The 13,987-nt window shown below is 63.7% G+C and carries 12 protein-coding genes; 4 read left to right on the top strand and 8 right to left on the bottom strand.

Annotated elements, in window-relative coordinates; genetic code table 11:
- Window positions 1-38: 38 nt before the first annotated feature.
- Window positions 39-1,055 (bottom strand): taurine ABC transporter substrate-binding protein, encoded by a 1,017-nt coding sequence (tauA, locus tag ASC86_RS22650; RefSeq protein WP_082510405.1) that lies wholly within the window; start codon window positions 1,053-1,055, stop codon window positions 39-41.
- Window positions 1,056-1,197: 142 nt separating this feature from the next.
- Between tauA and ASC86_RS22645 the strand changes: the two genes are divergently transcribed.
- Window positions 1,198-2,673 carry a PLP-dependent aminotransferase family protein gene (locus tag ASC86_RS22645; protein ID WP_056326940.1) on the top strand — a complete coding sequence of 492 codons (1,476 nt, stop codon included), beginning with the start codon at window positions 1,198-1,200 and terminating at the stop codon, window positions 2,671-2,673.
- 242 nt (window positions 2,674-2,915) lie between these two features.
- Complete coding sequence (locus ASC86_RS22640; protein WP_056326698.1) at window positions 2,916-3,809, top strand: DMT family transporter; 894 nt, start codon at window positions 2,916-2,918, stop codon at window positions 3,807-3,809.
- Here ASC86_RS22640 and ASC86_RS22635 read toward each other — a convergent pair whose 3' ends face one another.
- Complete coding sequence (locus ASC86_RS22635) at window positions 3,810-4,559, bottom strand: SDR family oxidoreductase (protein ID WP_056326695.1); 750 nt, start codon at window positions 4,557-4,559, stop codon at window positions 3,810-3,812.
- 104 nt (window positions 4,560-4,663) lie between these two features.
- On the opposite strand from ASC86_RS22635, the gene ASC86_RS22630 reads away from it, so the two are divergent.
- Window positions 4,664-5,569 carry a LysR family transcriptional regulator gene (locus tag ASC86_RS22630; RefSeq protein WP_056326693.1) on the top strand — a complete coding sequence of 302 codons (906 nt, stop codon included), beginning with the start codon at window positions 4,664-4,666 and terminating at the stop codon, window positions 5,567-5,569.
- Between the two features lie 104 nt (window positions 5,570-5,673).
- On the opposite strand, the gene ugpC is transcribed toward ASC86_RS22630, so the two are convergent.
- From ugpC to ASC86_RS22600, 6 genes are all read right to left on the bottom strand, one after another.
- A complete protein-coding gene (ugpC, locus tag ASC86_RS22625) occupies window positions 5,674-6,720 on the bottom strand; it encodes a sn-glycerol-3-phosphate ABC transporter ATP-binding protein UgpC (protein ID WP_056326691.1) in 1,047 nt (348 codons plus the stop codon).
- 13 nt (window positions 6,721-6,733) lie between these two features.
- Window positions 6,734-8,422, bottom strand: coding sequence for a glycoside hydrolase family 32 protein (locus ASC86_RS22620; protein ID WP_056326688.1), 1,689 nt, complete (start codon window positions 8,420-8,422; stop codon window positions 6,734-6,736).
- Window positions 8,423-8,424: 2 nt separating this feature from the next.
- Window positions 8,425-9,318: a carbohydrate ABC transporter permease gene (locus ASC86_RS22615; protein WP_056326687.1), complete on the bottom strand. Its 894-nt coding sequence runs from the start codon at window positions 9,316-9,318 to the stop codon at window positions 8,425-8,427.
- Complete coding sequence (locus tag ASC86_RS22610; RefSeq protein WP_056326685.1) at window positions 9,311-10,243, bottom strand: sugar ABC transporter permease; 933 nt, start codon at window positions 10,241-10,243, stop codon at window positions 9,311-9,313. The genes ASC86_RS22615 and ASC86_RS22610 overlap by 8 nt, the downstream gene beginning before the upstream one ends.
- A 302-nt stretch (window positions 10,244-10,545) precedes the next feature.
- A complete protein-coding gene (locus tag ASC86_RS22605; RefSeq protein ID WP_056326683.1) occupies window positions 10,546-11,838 on the bottom strand; it encodes a sugar ABC transporter substrate-binding protein in 1,293 nt (430 codons plus the stop codon).
- A gap of 47 nt (window positions 11,839-11,885) precedes the next feature.
- The gene (locus ASC86_RS22600) at window positions 11,886-12,884 is read right to left on the bottom strand and encodes a LacI family DNA-binding transcriptional regulator (protein ID WP_056326682.1); all 999 of its coding nucleotides are present in this window, start codon (window positions 12,882-12,884) and stop codon (window positions 11,886-11,888) included.
- Window positions 12,885-13,275: 391 nt separating this feature from the next.
- Between ASC86_RS22600 and ASC86_RS22595 the strand changes: the two genes are divergently transcribed.
- On the top strand, window positions 13,276-13,965 hold the full coding sequence (locus ASC86_RS22595) for a hydrolase (protein ID WP_056326681.1): 690 nt from the start codon (window positions 13,276-13,278) through the stop codon (window positions 13,963-13,965).
- The last annotated feature ends 22 nt before the right edge of the window (window positions 13,966-13,987 follow it).

Below are 13,987 nucleotides of genomic sequence, written 5' to 3'. Positions count from 1 at the left end.
GCGCTTCCGGTTTTCTGCTGTGAAACCGGCGAGCCGGTTTACTTCACCGCCTTGGCGAAGTCTGCATTCACAAACGGCGCATAATCATCGAGCGACTTGCTGATCTGCTTCTGCTCGACGAGGAACTTGGCGCTTTCGGTCAGCGCCTTTACGGCACCGCCGCCGAGCCATGTATCGGAAGCCTGCTCGTCCGCATTCGGGAAGGACAACAGGCCGAGCGCCTCCACCGTGCTCGGGCCGTCGCCGCCGATCAGCTTGACGATGTCCTTGACCGGAGCCGAATCCACCGTCCACGACGCCTTGTTGGCATTATAGTCGGCATAGGACTGGGCGAGAACCTTGGTGAAGGCTTCCATCAGCTTCGGGTTTTCGGCGGCCCAGGCCTTGTCGACCACGAGACCGTCGAAAGTCGGGACGCTGGCTGCGCCGATCACTTCGGAATCGGAGATGGTCTTGCCGGTCTTCTGGATTTCGGAGAGCGCCGGCGGCCAGACATAGGCGGCGTCGATATCGCCACGCTGCCAGGCGGCGACGATCTGCGGCGGCTTCAGGTTCAGGATTTCCACTTCGCGCGGATCGATGTTCCACACCTTGGTCATGCCGACCAGAAGATGGAAGTGCGAGGTGGAGACGAAGGGAACGGCAACCTTCTTGCCCTTGAGGTCTTCGGGCTTTTCGATGCCCGAACCGTTGCGGGCGACGAGCGCTTCGGACTTGCCGATATTGTCGAGAATCCAGAACAGCTGCAGGTCGACGCCGCGGGTGGCGGCGGCTGCCGTGCCGGTCGAGCCGATCACGCCGATCGGGACGTCGCCGGAAGCGAGCGCCGTGGTGATATCGCCGGCCGAGCTGAACTGGCGCCAGTCGATCTCATAGCCGGCCTCCTTGGCGGCGGCGTCGAAGCGGCCGTCGGCGATGGCGGCGATGAACGGGCCGACGATCTGCTGGTAGCCGACCACGATCTTGGTTTCGGCATGGGCGATGCCCGCAACGGTGAAGCTGGCGAGCACGGTGGCCGCAGCGGCGAATTTCTTGAAATGGGTGAAAATTGTCATCGTTCCTCCTCCTCGATGTAATTGCTTGGCGCCGGCTGTTCCCGGTCTTCTTGACGCAAAGTGATAATGCCGGTGCGTCCCTTGCGTTATATCCAGTTTGGAAGTTGAATGAATCCAGATAGTGACAAAGGAGGCGGATTTCGTGCAGACGACTGTTTCGGAGACCATCTTCTTCATCGACCGGGAACGCGGGCTGGGACTGCAGGCGCAACTGCGCGAAACCGTCGTTTCGGCAGTGCTCGCGGGCCGTGTCCAGCCGAGCGCGCAGCTGCCCTCCACCCGCAAGCTGGCCGAATATCTCAACATCTCCCGCATCACCGTCAGCCTCGCCTATCAGGAACTCGTGTCGCAAGGCTATGTCGAGGTTGCCAACCGCAGCTCCTACCGCATCGCCGGCAGCCCGCCGGACGGGCGGCTGGAACGCGACCGGCCGGCCCAGAGCACGGACACCGTCGACTGGTCGAGCAAGATCAGGATGAATTTCGACGTGGTGCGGCAGGTGGCCAAGCCGCTGGACTGGCGACGCTACCCCTACCCTTTCCTCTACGGCCAGATGGACCCGTCGCTGTTCGATCTCAATGCGTGGCGCGACTGCGCCCGCCGCGCGCTGGCGCGCGAGGATTTCATCCTGATGGCCAGCGATTTCGCCGCCGCCGACGATGTGCGGCTGGTCAACTACATCTGCTCCCGCACCCTGCCGCGCCGCGGCATCCATGCCAGTCCCGACGAGATATTGGTGACCGTGGGGGCGCAGAACGCGCTGTGGATCGTCACCCGGCTGATCCTCGGAAAGGGCACGAGCGCCGTCTGCGAAAACCCCTGCCATCCCGATATCAGCGCCTCGCTTCTCCTGAGCGGCGCCATGGTGACGCCCGTCGACGTCGATGGCGAGGGCCTGCCGCCGGATCGGCTGCCGGGCAAGGTCGATGCCGTCTTCGTCACACCAAGCCATCATTCCCCGACCGGAGCGACGATGCCGATCGACCGCCGCATGCAGCTTCTGCAGGCGGCCCAGGAGAAGGATTTCGTCATCGTCGAGGACGACTACGAATTCGAGATCAGCTTCCTTGCCCCGCCCTCGCCCTCCTTCAAGGCCTTCGATACCACGGGGCGGGTGCTCTATATCGGCAGTTTCTCGAAATCGCTGTTTCCGGGCCTTCGGCTCGGCTATCTGGTGGCGCCGGCGCCTTTCATCCGCGAGGCGCGGGCGCTGCGCTCGCTGATGCTGCGCCACCCGCCGGGCCACCTGCAGCGCACCGCCGCCTATTTCCTGGCACTCGGCCATTACGACGCAGTACTGCACCGCATGCGCAGCGAATACCACAAGCGCCATGTGCTGATGGCGGCGGCCCTGGAGGAGGCGAAGCTGACGGTCGCCGGCTCGTCCGCCTTCGGCGGCACCTCGTTCTGGATGGAGGGTCCGGCGGGGCTCGATGCCGACCGACTGGTGCGGGAGTTGCGGCAGGACGGCGTGCTGATCGAATCCGGCTCGCCGTTCTTTCCGCGCAGCGACGAGCCCTGCCGCTATTTCCGCATGGGCTATTCGTCGATCCCGAGCGCCAATATTCCCGAGGGGATAACGCGGGTGCGGGCGGGGATCGATCGGCTGTGCGAGTAGGAAAAGGCCCCTCCCCGACCCTCCCCACAAGGGGGAGGGAGTTTATCGCGTTTGCCGAACCTATGAGTTCAAACCTTGCTCAGTAGGCCACCTCCCCCTTGTGGGGAGGGTTGGGGAGGGGTCTTTTCCCGCGTACAGAAACAGTTGATTGCCATCCAACCACTCTGGACGCCCCCACCCTATCGCGCTCTAACGGGACACTGCGGCGAATCTCGTCCCCCCAGCCGACCGATCGGAAGACCATGCCAATCCACGAACTAGCCGCCCTCGGCGCTGCGACCTGCTGGGCCTTGACAGGGCTGATCTCGGCCATACCGGCCGGCCATCTCGGCGCGCCCGCCTTCAACCGGCTGCGCCAGATCTTCGTCAGCGCGCTGCTCTTGATCTACGCACTGGCGACCGGCACGTGGCGGGAGCTGAACCTCGACAATGCCGGCCCGCTGCTGCTGTCCGGCCTCATCGGCATCTTCATCGGCGATACGCTGTTGTTTTCGACGCTGAACCGGCTCGGCCCACGCCGCTCCGGTATTCTCTTTGCGCTCAACGCTCCGATCGCCGCTCTGCTCGGCTGGCTGGTGCTGGGCGAGGACCTGCCGACCTCCGCCATCGCCGGCATCGCGCTGACGGCCGGCGGCGTGCTGCTTGCCATCGTCTTCGGCAAGCGCCGGGCGCAGATGCACGAATGGGAAAAGATCAAGGGACCGCTGGCGGTCGGCGTGCTGCTCGGCCTCGGGGCGGCGACCGGTCAGGCCGTCGGGGCTATCCTGGCGCGGCCGGTGATGGAGACCGGCATTGACCCGATCGTCGCCTCGCTCTTGCGCGTCGGCATTGCCGCCTGCTGCCTGACCGCGTTCATGCAGCTGCCGATCCCCTCGATCAAGCCGCGCGGACCGTTGACGCCGAAGATCGCCTTCATGACCGGTCTCACCGGCTTCCTCGGGCTCGGCGTCGGCATGACGCTGCTGCTCTTTGCGCTTTCCGGCGGCAAGGTCGGCATCGTCTCGACGCTGTCGGCGACCTCGCCGGTGATGATCCTGCCGATGCTGTGGCTGAGAACCGGGGAGCGGCCCGCCGCCGGTGCCTGGGCGGGCGCGCTCCTCGTCGTGATCGGCATGGGGCTTATTTTTATCCGCTGACTACAACGTGCCCATGCCGCCATCGATCATGATCTCGCTGCCGACCATATAGGCGGCCTCGTCGGAGGCGAGGAAGACCACGGTCTTTGCGACTTCCGTCGGGGTGCCGAAGCGACCGGCGGGCACCAGGCCCTTGATGCTTTCGGCGACCGACTTCAGGTCGGTTTCGCTGAAGCCGAGCTTGCCGTAAAGCGGCGTCGAGACCGGGCCGGGGCTGACGGCGTTGAGGCGGATACCGCGGCCGATCAACTCGCCCGACAGTGTGCGGATCAGCGATTGCAGCGCGGCCTTCGAGGCACCGTAGACGCTGGAATTCGGCATGCCGATATGAGCGTTGACCGAAGTGTTCATGACGATCGAGGTCGGATTGGCGAGGATCGGCAGCAGCGCCTGGATCAGGAAATACGGACCCTTGACATTGATGTCGAAGACCCGGTCGAAGGTCTGCTCATCCCAGGCATCGATAGGCTTCAAAAGCGCGATGCCGGCATTGACGAAGACGATATCGAGGCCGCCGAAGGCCTTTTCGATCGCGGCTGCGACCTCTTTCTGGCCGGCGACATCGGCGGCATCTGCCTTGATCACCAGAACGCCGTCGCCGAGTTCCTTGCGGGCGGCTTCCAGCGTTTCGGGATTGGTGCCGGTCACCGCGACGCGGGCACCTTCGGCCAGAAACTGGCGGGCCGTTTCCAGTCCGATACCGCTGGTGCCGCCGGTGATGAGGGCGCGTTTGTCCTTGAGCCTGTCCATGATCGTGTTCCTTTCGGGTTGAGTTGTTGAAAGGGAATATGGCGCAAAGTTCTCGTTCGCACTATAATGCTTAAGGTGAACCTATTTTCCGGGAAATCCGAACGATGAAACTCGACGGCATAGCAAGTTTCGTGGCGGTGGCGGAGGCGGGCTCGATCAGCGAAGCCGCGCGCATGTTGCGGCTTTCGAAATCGGTTGTCAGCGAGCGGCTGGCGGAATTGGAACGCAGTCTCGGCGCGACGCTGCTTCATCGCACCACGCGGCGCATGTCCGTGACGGAGGATGGCGCCGCCTTTCTGGAACGGGCGCGGCGGATATTACGCGAAGTTTCGGAAGCGGCAACCGATCTTGCCGAGCGGCGCGGCGCGCTGGCGGGACCGATGCGGCTTTCAGCGCCCGTCACCTTCGGCCGGTTGCATCTGGGGCCGGCGCTTTATCCTTTCCTGCAGGCCAATCCGAAGATCGAGATGGCGCTCGATCTCGACGACCGCCGCGTCGATATCGCCTCGGGCGCCTATGACGGGGTGGTGCGCCACGGAGCCATCGAGGACAACCGGCTGATGGTGTGGCGGCTGGCGCAGAGCCGGCGCGTGCTGGTCGCCTCCGAAGCCTATCTCGCCGAACACGGCGTGCCGAAGACGACGGCCGAACTCGATGAACACCGGGGCATTTTCTACACCAACCGGGGTGCCACCGACTGGCGCTTCGCGACCCCGGATGGTGTGGAGATCGTCCGCGCGCGGGTGGGGCTCCGGGTCAACAATGGCGACATGATCCGCGATGCGGCGGTTGCCGGCCTCGGCATTGCGCTGCTGCCATTGTTCATCGCCGGGCCCGATTTGCGCGCCGGGCTGTTAAGGATGATCGATGTCGGGGTGAAGCCGGCGGCGGAATTCATCTATCTCGCCCATCCCGAGGGACGGCGGCCATCGGCCAAGCTGCGGGCGCTGGCCGAGCATCTGGAGACGGCTTTTGGCGATCCACCCTATTGGGAAGAGGGGATTGGGTGAGGGATCGTTGGTTTGGAATTTGCCGCTCTACCCCCCTCCCAAAAACCGAACCGCGCCCGTCGATGAAGACGGACGCGGTTCAGCGGGAGGTGCCAAAGGCGGGATCAGTTGATCCGGTTGCCTTCGGCGGAGAACAAATGGATTTTCCGGTTTTTCGGTGAAAGATGGATTTGCTGGTCGGGCTTCAGGTCCACCCGCCGATGCAGAACCACGACCGCCGTCTGCGTGCCGACGCGCACCAGAAGGTGGGTTTCCGCCCCCGTCGGCTCGACAGTCAGCACCGTGGCGGGAATGCCCGTGTCGGAGAGGTCGAGATCTTCCGGGCGGATGCCGTAGGTGCGGGCCTCGCCCTTGACCGTATCGGCCGGCAGCGGCAGCGCGACATCGCCCTCGATACGGAAACCACCCTCGCCGACGCCGCCCTCGAACAGGTTCATCGACGGCGAGCCGATGAAGGTGGCGACGAAGGTATTGTTCGGGTGATCATAGAGATCGAGCGGCTTGCCGATCTGCTCGATGCGGCCGGCGCGCATGACGACGATCTTGTCGGCCATGGTCATCGCCTCGATCTGGTCGTGGGTGACGTAGACGATGGTGGTGCCGAGGCGCTGGTGCAGTTCCTTGATCTCGCTGCGCATGGTCACACGCAGCTTGGCGTCGAGGTTGGAGAGCGGCTCGTCGAACAGGAACACCTTCGGGTGCCGCACGATGGCGCGGCCCATGGCGACGCGCTGGCGCTGGCCGCCGGAAAGCTGCTTGGGCAGACGCTCCAGCAGCGGTTCGAGCGCGAGGATGCCGGCCGCCTCCCCCACCAGCTTGTCGATCGTCGCCTTGTCGCGCCCCTGCAGCTTCAGGGCAAAGCCCATGTTTTCGCGCACCGTCATGTGCGGATAGAGCGCGTAGGACTGGAACACCATGGCGATGTCGCGTTCCTTCGGCGCGACGTCGTTGACGACGCGGCCGTCGATGCGGATTTCGCCGCCGCTGATATCCTCCAGCCCCGCCAGCATGCGCAGAAGCGTGGACTTGCCGCAGCCGGACGGCCCGACGAGCGTGACGAACTCGCCGTCCTCGATATCCACGGAAACGCCGTGGATGACCGATGCCGCGCCGTATTGTTTCAGAACCCTGTCGACTGCTACCGATGCCATTGTTTTTCCTCCCTCAAAGTTTCAATTGCCAGACGCTTGCCTTGGCGACAGTGCCGGTGAGCGTCGCCGACCGTGCGGCGGCAAAGCCCGGAATGCGTTTCGACCCCGCCCATCGGCCGTTGTCGGCGAAGACCTCGATGGAGCCGGCATCGAGGAAGATGCGCAGGCTCGAAGGCTTCGCACCGGCGGCGATGTAGCGCGGCGGCGTCTTGCCGGTGCGGGCGTCGAAGACGATCGCAAGCCCGTCCCCGTCGAGTTTCACGCCGAGATCGACATCCGGGTGATCGAAGGCAAGCTCGAATGCCGCGCCCGGTGCGGTGAGATCGAGCACGATCTCGACGGCGCCGGTGCCGAGCGGCACGGTCTTGCCGGCGGCAAGGGCAGTGTCGTCGAGCAACTGGTGACGCAGGCTTTCCGCGGCTGCGACCGGCGGTGTCAGCACCGTGTCGCCCTCCAGAAGCACGCGGCGCGGCAGGGTCATGGCGGTCGGGAAATCGTCCTTCTTGGTGAAATCCGTCCAGTTGGCGAGCCAGGCGATGCCGACCGGCTCGTCACCGTCGACGAAGGCCTGGAACGCATAGGCATCCGAGCCGAAATCCAGTTCCTGCTCGAACTCCGCCGTAAACGTGCGGCCATCGAAACGGCCGACGATGACGGAGGTGAGGTTGCGGCGGCCGGTGGCCGGATCGCGGCTCGTCAGCAGGCCGAAAATCAGCGCCCAGCGTGTTTCCCCGTTCCTGGCCGTCAGCGGCACCATGCAGGGGCATTCCGCCGCGGTCATGCCGAAACCGTCCTCGCGGTGGATGATCCCGAGGAAGGTCCAGCCGTCAGCGCCGTCAGCGGCGGCGGTTTCATAGAGCAGCACGACGCCACCCGTCTTGTCACGGCTGCCGAGCAGCATCTTCCAGCGGCCGTCCGGTCCCTTGAAGACGTAAGGGTCGCGGAAATCGGTGGTGAGATCGAGGCCTTCCGGGCGCAGCGGCAGCACGGTTTCCGACGGGCCGGCGACGATGCCGTCGCGGCTGACGGCGGAAAGCTGGATCTGCTCTTCCGGCTGCCGGTCGCGGACATGCTCGGTGTAGAAGACACGGATGTCCTCGCCGACAGCAATGGCCGAGCCGGAGAAGGCGCCGCCACGGCCGTCGTCATCCTCCGACAGATGATCCGCCGGGAAGAGGAACATCGGCAGGTGCGTCCAGCGGAGGAAATCCTTCGAGACGGCATGGCCCCAGTGCATGGTGTTCCAGCGCAACTCGTGCGGATAATGCTGGTAGAAGAGATGGGCGTTTCCACCGAAGCGGCCGAAACCGTTCGGATCGTTCATCCAGCCGAACGGCGGGCGGAAGTGGTAGCTGTCCGGCACCTCGGGCGCGGCGGTGCGGGCATCGCTGTGCAGGAGGCGGATGCCCTCCTCCATCACGGTTTCCGGCCGGAATGCATAGGCGACGGAGAGCGAAGTGGTGGCCGCATCATAGGAAAGCGTGGCGGAACCGCCCTTTGCCAGCGTCACGGCAAAGAACTCGAACTCGGCGCTACGACGGGTGGAGGGTTCGCCCGCATCGCCGCCATCGACGGCGATGGAGAGCTTCGCCTGGCCGCCGGCGGTGCGCGCCTTCAGCCAGAGATGCAGCACCGTGCCTGCAGGCAGCTCGGCTTGAATGGTTTCAAGCTGTTGGTTTACGGATTTTGCTTGCAGAGACATGATCAACCTTTCACGGCGGAGCCGACGAACGAACTGACGAACCAGCGCTGGAATGCCAGGTAGAGGATGAGGACGGGGATCATCATCAGCACCGAGGCGGCCATGGCGCGGTCCCAGTAGATGCTGTCCTGTCCGAAGAAGGTGGCGATGGCCACCGCAATCGGCCGGGCATAGTCGGTCTGGGTGACGAGGGTAGGCCAGAGGTACTGGTTCCAGCTTTCGATGCCCATCAGGATCGACACGGTGGCGAGCGCCGGCAGGCTGAGCGGCATATAGATCGACCGGTAGATGCGGAAGGCGGACGCACCGTCCATTTCCGCCGCTTCATAAAGCTCCTTCGGCAGCTGCGCGAAGAACTGGTAGAAGAGGAAGACATAGAGCGGGCTTGCCACCCAGGGCAGGATCTGCACCGCGAACGTATCGGTGAGGCCAGCCCGCGACATCATGACGACCAGCGGCATGATGATGCTTTCCTGCGGGATGACATAGAGCGCGACGACCAGCGCGAGCAGCACCGCCTTGCCGCGCAGCGACCCCCAGGCCAGCACGAAACCGGCCATGGAATTGATGACGAGGCCGCCGAGCACGGTGGAAACCAGGATCACCAGCGAGTTGAAGAGATAGCGACCGTAGGCGAGTTCGCCGGAGAAATGGGCGATCTCCTTATAGTTCGACAGCGTCGGATCGCTGACCCAGAAGGCGCGGAAGCTGCCCATGTCGGCAAGGATGCGAAAGCGGTCGTCCTTCAGGCTGGCGATCAGCAGCATGAACAGCGGCGAGATCATCACCAGCGCTATGACGAGGATGCAGAGGCTCTGCACGATGCGCAGAGTTTTCTTGCCATTGCCCCTAGGGATTGCCAGCGGGGCGGACTGGCTCAAAGCGAGATCAGACATCGAAGCGCCTCAGGAGTTTGCGCTGCAACAGCGCGATCAGAAGAACGATGACGAAGAGGATGACGGACACGGCCGATGCATAGCCGAGTTTCTGCTCCTCGAAGCCGGCGCGCACCATGTAGTGGACGACGGTTTCGGTGCTTTCCTTCGGGCCGCCCTGGGTGAGGATCGCCACCTGGGTATAGAGCTTGAAGGCCTGGATGGTGGTGATGACCAGCACGAAGACATGGGTGGGGCGAAGGCCGGGCATGGTGACGTGCCAGAAGCGGCGCAGCGCGCTTGCCCCGTCGATGCGGGCGGCATCGTAGAGTTCTTCCGGAATGCCCTGCAGGCCGGCGAGGTAGATGATCATCTGGAAGCCGTAGGCCTGCCAGGCCGACAGCAGCACGATGGAGAACATCGCCCAGTTGGGATCGCCGAGCCAGTCGATCGGCTGGATGGTGCCGCCGGACAGGAAGCTGACGATCTGGTTGAGCGGCCCGCTCGGATACTGGAACAGCGTGCCCCAGATGACGCAGACCACCACCATGGAGGTGATCGCCGGCAGGAAGAACAGGCCGCGCAGCAGGTTCTGCATCGGCAGCTTCTGATGAAGCAGCAGCGCGGTGAGGAAGGCGAGGCCGCACTGCACCGGCAGCACCCAGACGGTGAAGCGGGTGACGTTCCACAGCGACGTCCAGAACAGCGGATCGGTGAAGACACGCTCGAAATTCAGAAGGCCGACGAAGCGCACCGGCGTCGGGCGCGGCACGAGCGGCTGGTTGGTCATCGCCGTCCAGAAGGACAGAAGGAACGGCGTGATCAGGAATATCGCCAGAAGCAGAACGGCAGGGGCGATCATCGCCATTTCCTGCCAGAGCCGCTGCTTGTCGCGGCGTTTCGCCGGACGCCGCAAAGCGGGCACCGAGGTCTGTTGCAAAGTCATTGTCTCCTCCTCATCGGTCATCCTCCCAGGATGGAATTGGAACGTTTTTGTAGGGGTCGCCGCTCGGTTCCTTCTCCCCGCCGGGGAGAGTTGGCCCGAAGGGCCGGATGAGGGGGGTCTCTCGGCACATTCGGAGATTGCCGCTCTACCCCCCTCTGCCCGGTCGGGCATATCCCCCTCAAGGGAGGAGATTGGCTGGGGTCAGCCTCTCTTTCCCGATCTCCCCCTTGAGGAGGAGATGTCAGCCTTGCTGACAGAGGGGGTGTGCGGCATGGTCCGAACATGCCGCATTCCTCATCGCCTTACTTCTGTTCGTCGAAGGGCGGGTAGCCGGCGTTGTCTTCGATATCCTCGTCGATCTTCTGGGCGGCGGCGGTCAGGGCTTCCTGCGCGTCGCCACCGTTGAAGATCTTGTCGACGGCCTGCATGAAGGCCGAGGTGATCGTCGGATAGGCCGGGTGCGGCGGACGGGCAACGGCGGTCTTCGATGCCTGCTCGAAGGCGATGGCGAGCGCGCCGCCTTCCGCATAAAGCGGAGATTCGGCGGCAAAGCTCTTCAGACCCGGATAGGCGGACTGGGTCTTGGCGTAGTCGCGATATTCCTTGTCCTTCAACAGGAAGCTCAGGAACTTGCCGGCAATCTCAGGGTTTTCCGAGGTCGCGGAAATGCCCCAGATCCAGGTGCCGTTCGGGCTCACGCCCTTCTCGCCGATCTTCGGCAGCGGCATGACGACAATATTGTCTTTCATGGCCGCCGATGCTTCCGCGTAGAACCAGTGGCCGCCCATGGCGAGCGCTGCCGGCTGGCCTTCAGCGTAGAACTGGTTGGTACCGGACGAGGTCGGCACGACCCAGCCCTTCTTCACCCAATCCTGCATCATCGTCAGCGCCTTGACGCAGGCTTCGCCGTCGAGCGTGCCGCCGGCCTTCCAGGTCTTGCGGTCGATCAGGTCGCAGCCGGCGCTTTCGAGCAGCGGGCCATAAGCGTAAGTGATCCACTCGGTCTTGATGCCGTAGCCGCGGAAGGTGTCGATCGGCCACTTCACGCCTTCGAGCTTGGAGAGCTTTTCGAGATAGCCTTCGAATTCCTCGCGGGTCCAGGCGTCGTCGACCGACTTCGGAATGCGGGCGCCGATGGCTTCGAGATACTTCTTGTTGCCGTAGAGGACGACCGAGGAGTCCGTGAGGCCGATCGCATAGAGGTCCTTGTCGATCGGATAGGTGCCCTGGGCGATGTTGGAATCCGTCATGTCATCGAGCAGGTCCTTGTCGATGAGCGGCTTGACCGGCTGCAAATAGCCCGACCAGACGTAGTTGGCCAGGAACGGCGCGTCCAGTTCCATGATATCCGGCAGCTGCTTGGCCATGACGGCGGCGCTGAACTTTTCGTTATAGGCGTCATGCGGCGCGTAGATCATCTCGATGTCGACATCGGGATTGGCGGCCTCGAAGCGGGTGGCGACGTCGCCGTAAGCCTTCACCCAGCCGGGATCGCCCTGGTGCATGACGTGGATGACGGTCTTCGCTTCAGCGAAACCGGCGGTCGCCACAAGCGCGGCGGACGCGAAGAGCGTCGAAAGTAAACGATTACCCATTGCTGTCCTCATTGGTATTCTCCTCCTGTTGGGACGCTAGTAAATGTTCAGACGGATGCCCGTTCGACCAGATGGAACGGCAGTTTCCGCAGATGCGGTGGTTCGGGCTGCTCTGCCAGGAGGATCTCCATGGCAAGGCGGCCCATGGCGCGGTGCGGCAGGGCCATCGTCGTCAAAGGCGGGTCCAGCCGCGAGGCAAGCTCGACCTGGTTGTCGAAGCTCGCCACCGCGATATCGTCGGGTATGCGAAGACCGGCACGCGCCAGCGCCGCATAGACTTCCATCGCCACGCGGTCGTTGCCGCACAGGATGGCATCCGGCTTTTGACCGGAATTCAGGAGCGCCTCCATATGGGAGGCGACAAGGGTCGGCGCGCGGTCGCTGTAGACGCTGCGGCGCACGGCCGGAAAGACGCCTACGGGCGCGATGCCCGCCTCGCCCAATGCCTTGCGAAAGCCCTTCTCGCGCAGCTCGCCGGCCAGAATGCCCGGCAGGTTGATGAAGGCGATGCGGCGGCGGCCGGCGGCAAGGAGATAGCGCACGATTTCCTCGGCGCCACCCTCTTCGTCCGGTACCAGCGACGTGACGCGGCCGTCGGTCTCGCGGCAGTTGATCATGACGCCGACGGCGCCGGTCAGCTTACCCGGCAAGGCGACATCCTTGTGATACATCGCCGCATAGGCCACGGCCCGCGGACGGAACTGCTGCACTTCGTCCAGCACCGCGCCGATCGACTGGCCGCTGCTGTGGTTGACCGCAAACACCGCCATGCCGGCACTGCGCGCCGCGCCATCGAGACCGCGGACGATCTCGGTCGCGAACGGCGAGGTGATCAGGCCATCGGACACGACGCCCACCAGCGGCAACCAGCCCTGGCGCACGCCGCGCGCCGCAAGATTGGTGACATAGCCGAGTTCTTCCGCGATGGTCTTGATCTTCAGGCGCGTATCGTCCGACATGCGGGCAGAGCCGCCGTGCAACGCGCCGGAAACCGTCTTCACCGAGACGCCCGCCCGTTCCGCGATGTCGGAAAGCGATGTTGCCAAGACCCCTGCCTCTCCCACTTGGGTTAACGTTTACTCAGATACCCAACCCACCGGCGTCTGTCAAGGGTTGCTAACATAGCGATGATGAATTTTTCATGGCCGGCGTGCAGGCAGGAGCGTCAGGGCCGGAAACATGAGAGACTGTTCAAAAGACGGATATTTCCGACAAGAGCCGGAAGCCGCGCAGGGGCAATATCGATCCACCCATGATGGAGGAGAAACGGTGCCAGCCGATTATTTCGATATTCGCAATTCAATCGACAATATTGTTGCAATTCAGCAATAAGCTCGAAGCCGCTACACCTATCTCCATCGAAGACATCACCGCAGAAACGGCAGGAACGAGGCCAAAAACCCCGCCCTGCCACCCCACCCGAGAGAGGAGAAGACCATGTCGAAGCTCGAAGTCCTGACCCCCAAGAACAGCCAGCTCATCTTCATCGACCAGCAGCCGCAGATGGCTTTCGGCGTCCAGTCGATCGACCGCCAGACGCTGAAGAACAATGTCGTCGGCCTCGCCAAGGCCGCCAAGATCTTCAACATCCCGACCACCATCACCACGGTCGAAACCCTGTCCTTCTCCGGCCACACCTACCCGGAACTGCTCGCCGTCTTCCCGGAAAACGACATTCTGGAGCGCACCTCGATGAACTCCTGGGACGACCAGAACGTTCGAGACGCCCTGGCGAAGAACGCCGCCAACGGCCGCAAGAAGATCGTCGTCTCCGGCCTCTGGACCGAAGTGTGCAACACCACCTTCGCGCTTTCGGCACTCCATGACGTTTCGGATTATGAAATCTACATGGTCGCCGATGCGTCCGGCGGCACCTCCGTCGATGCGCACAAGTATGCCATGGACCGCATGGTTCAGGCCGGCGTCATCCCGGTCACCTGGCAGCAGGTGCTGCTCGAATGGCAGCGCGACTGGGCGCACAAGGAAACCTACAATGCCGTCACCGGCCTGGTGAAGGAGCATTCTGGCGGCTACGGCATGGGCATCGATTATGCCGTCACCATGGTCCACAAAGGCGAGGAACGCGTCACCCACGGCAAGACCATCGGCCCGAACCCGGCCAAGTAAGCGCTTCCGGCCCAAAACAGCG

It is taken from the genome of Rhizobium sp. Root1212, from assembly GCF_001424985.1.
Lineage (GTDB): Bacteria > Pseudomonadota > Alphaproteobacteria > Rhizobiales > Rhizobiaceae > Pararhizobium.
The sequence above is the reverse complement of the archived record's forward strand: the minus strand, read 5'-3'. Positions and strand labels throughout refer to the sequence as shown.

Coding starts and splice junctions, on each gene's coding strand:
- ASC86_RS22635 (WP_056326695.1), bottom strand. CDS start 4,559: ATGGACAGGCTCAAGGACAAACGCGCCCTCATCACCGGCGGCACCAGC.
- tauA (WP_082510405.1), bottom strand. CDS start 1,055: ATGACAATTTTCACCCATTTCAAGAAATTCGCCGCTGCGGCCACCGTG.
- ASC86_RS22610 (WP_056326685.1), bottom strand. CDS start 10,243: ATGACTTTGCAACAGACCTCGGTGCCCGCTTTGCGGCGTCCGGCGAAA.
- ASC86_RS22620 (WP_056326688.1), bottom strand. CDS start 8,422: ATGTCTCTGCAAGCAAAATCCGTAAACCAACAGCTTGAAACCATTCAA.
- ASC86_RS22595 (WP_056326681.1), top strand. CDS start 13,276: ATGTCGAAGCTCGAAGTCCTGACCCCCAAGAACAGCCAGCTCATCTTC.
- ASC86_RS22630 (WP_056326693.1), top strand. CDS start 4,664: ATGAAACTCGACGGCATAGCAAGTTTCGTGGCGGTGGCGGAGGCGGGC.
- ASC86_RS22605 (WP_056326683.1), bottom strand. CDS start 11,838: ATGGGTAATCGTTTACTTTCGACGCTCTTCGCGTCCGCCGCGCTTGTG.
- ugpC (WP_056326691.1), bottom strand. CDS start 6,720: ATGGCATCGGTAGCAGTCGACAGGGTTCTGAAACAATACGGCGCGGCA.
- ASC86_RS22615 (WP_056326687.1), bottom strand. CDS start 9,318: ATGTCTGATCTCGCTTTGAGCCAGTCCGCCCCGCTGGCAATCCCTAGG.
- ASC86_RS22640 (WP_056326698.1), top strand. CDS start 2,916: ATGCCAATCCACGAACTAGCCGCCCTCGGCGCTGCGACCTGCTGGGCC.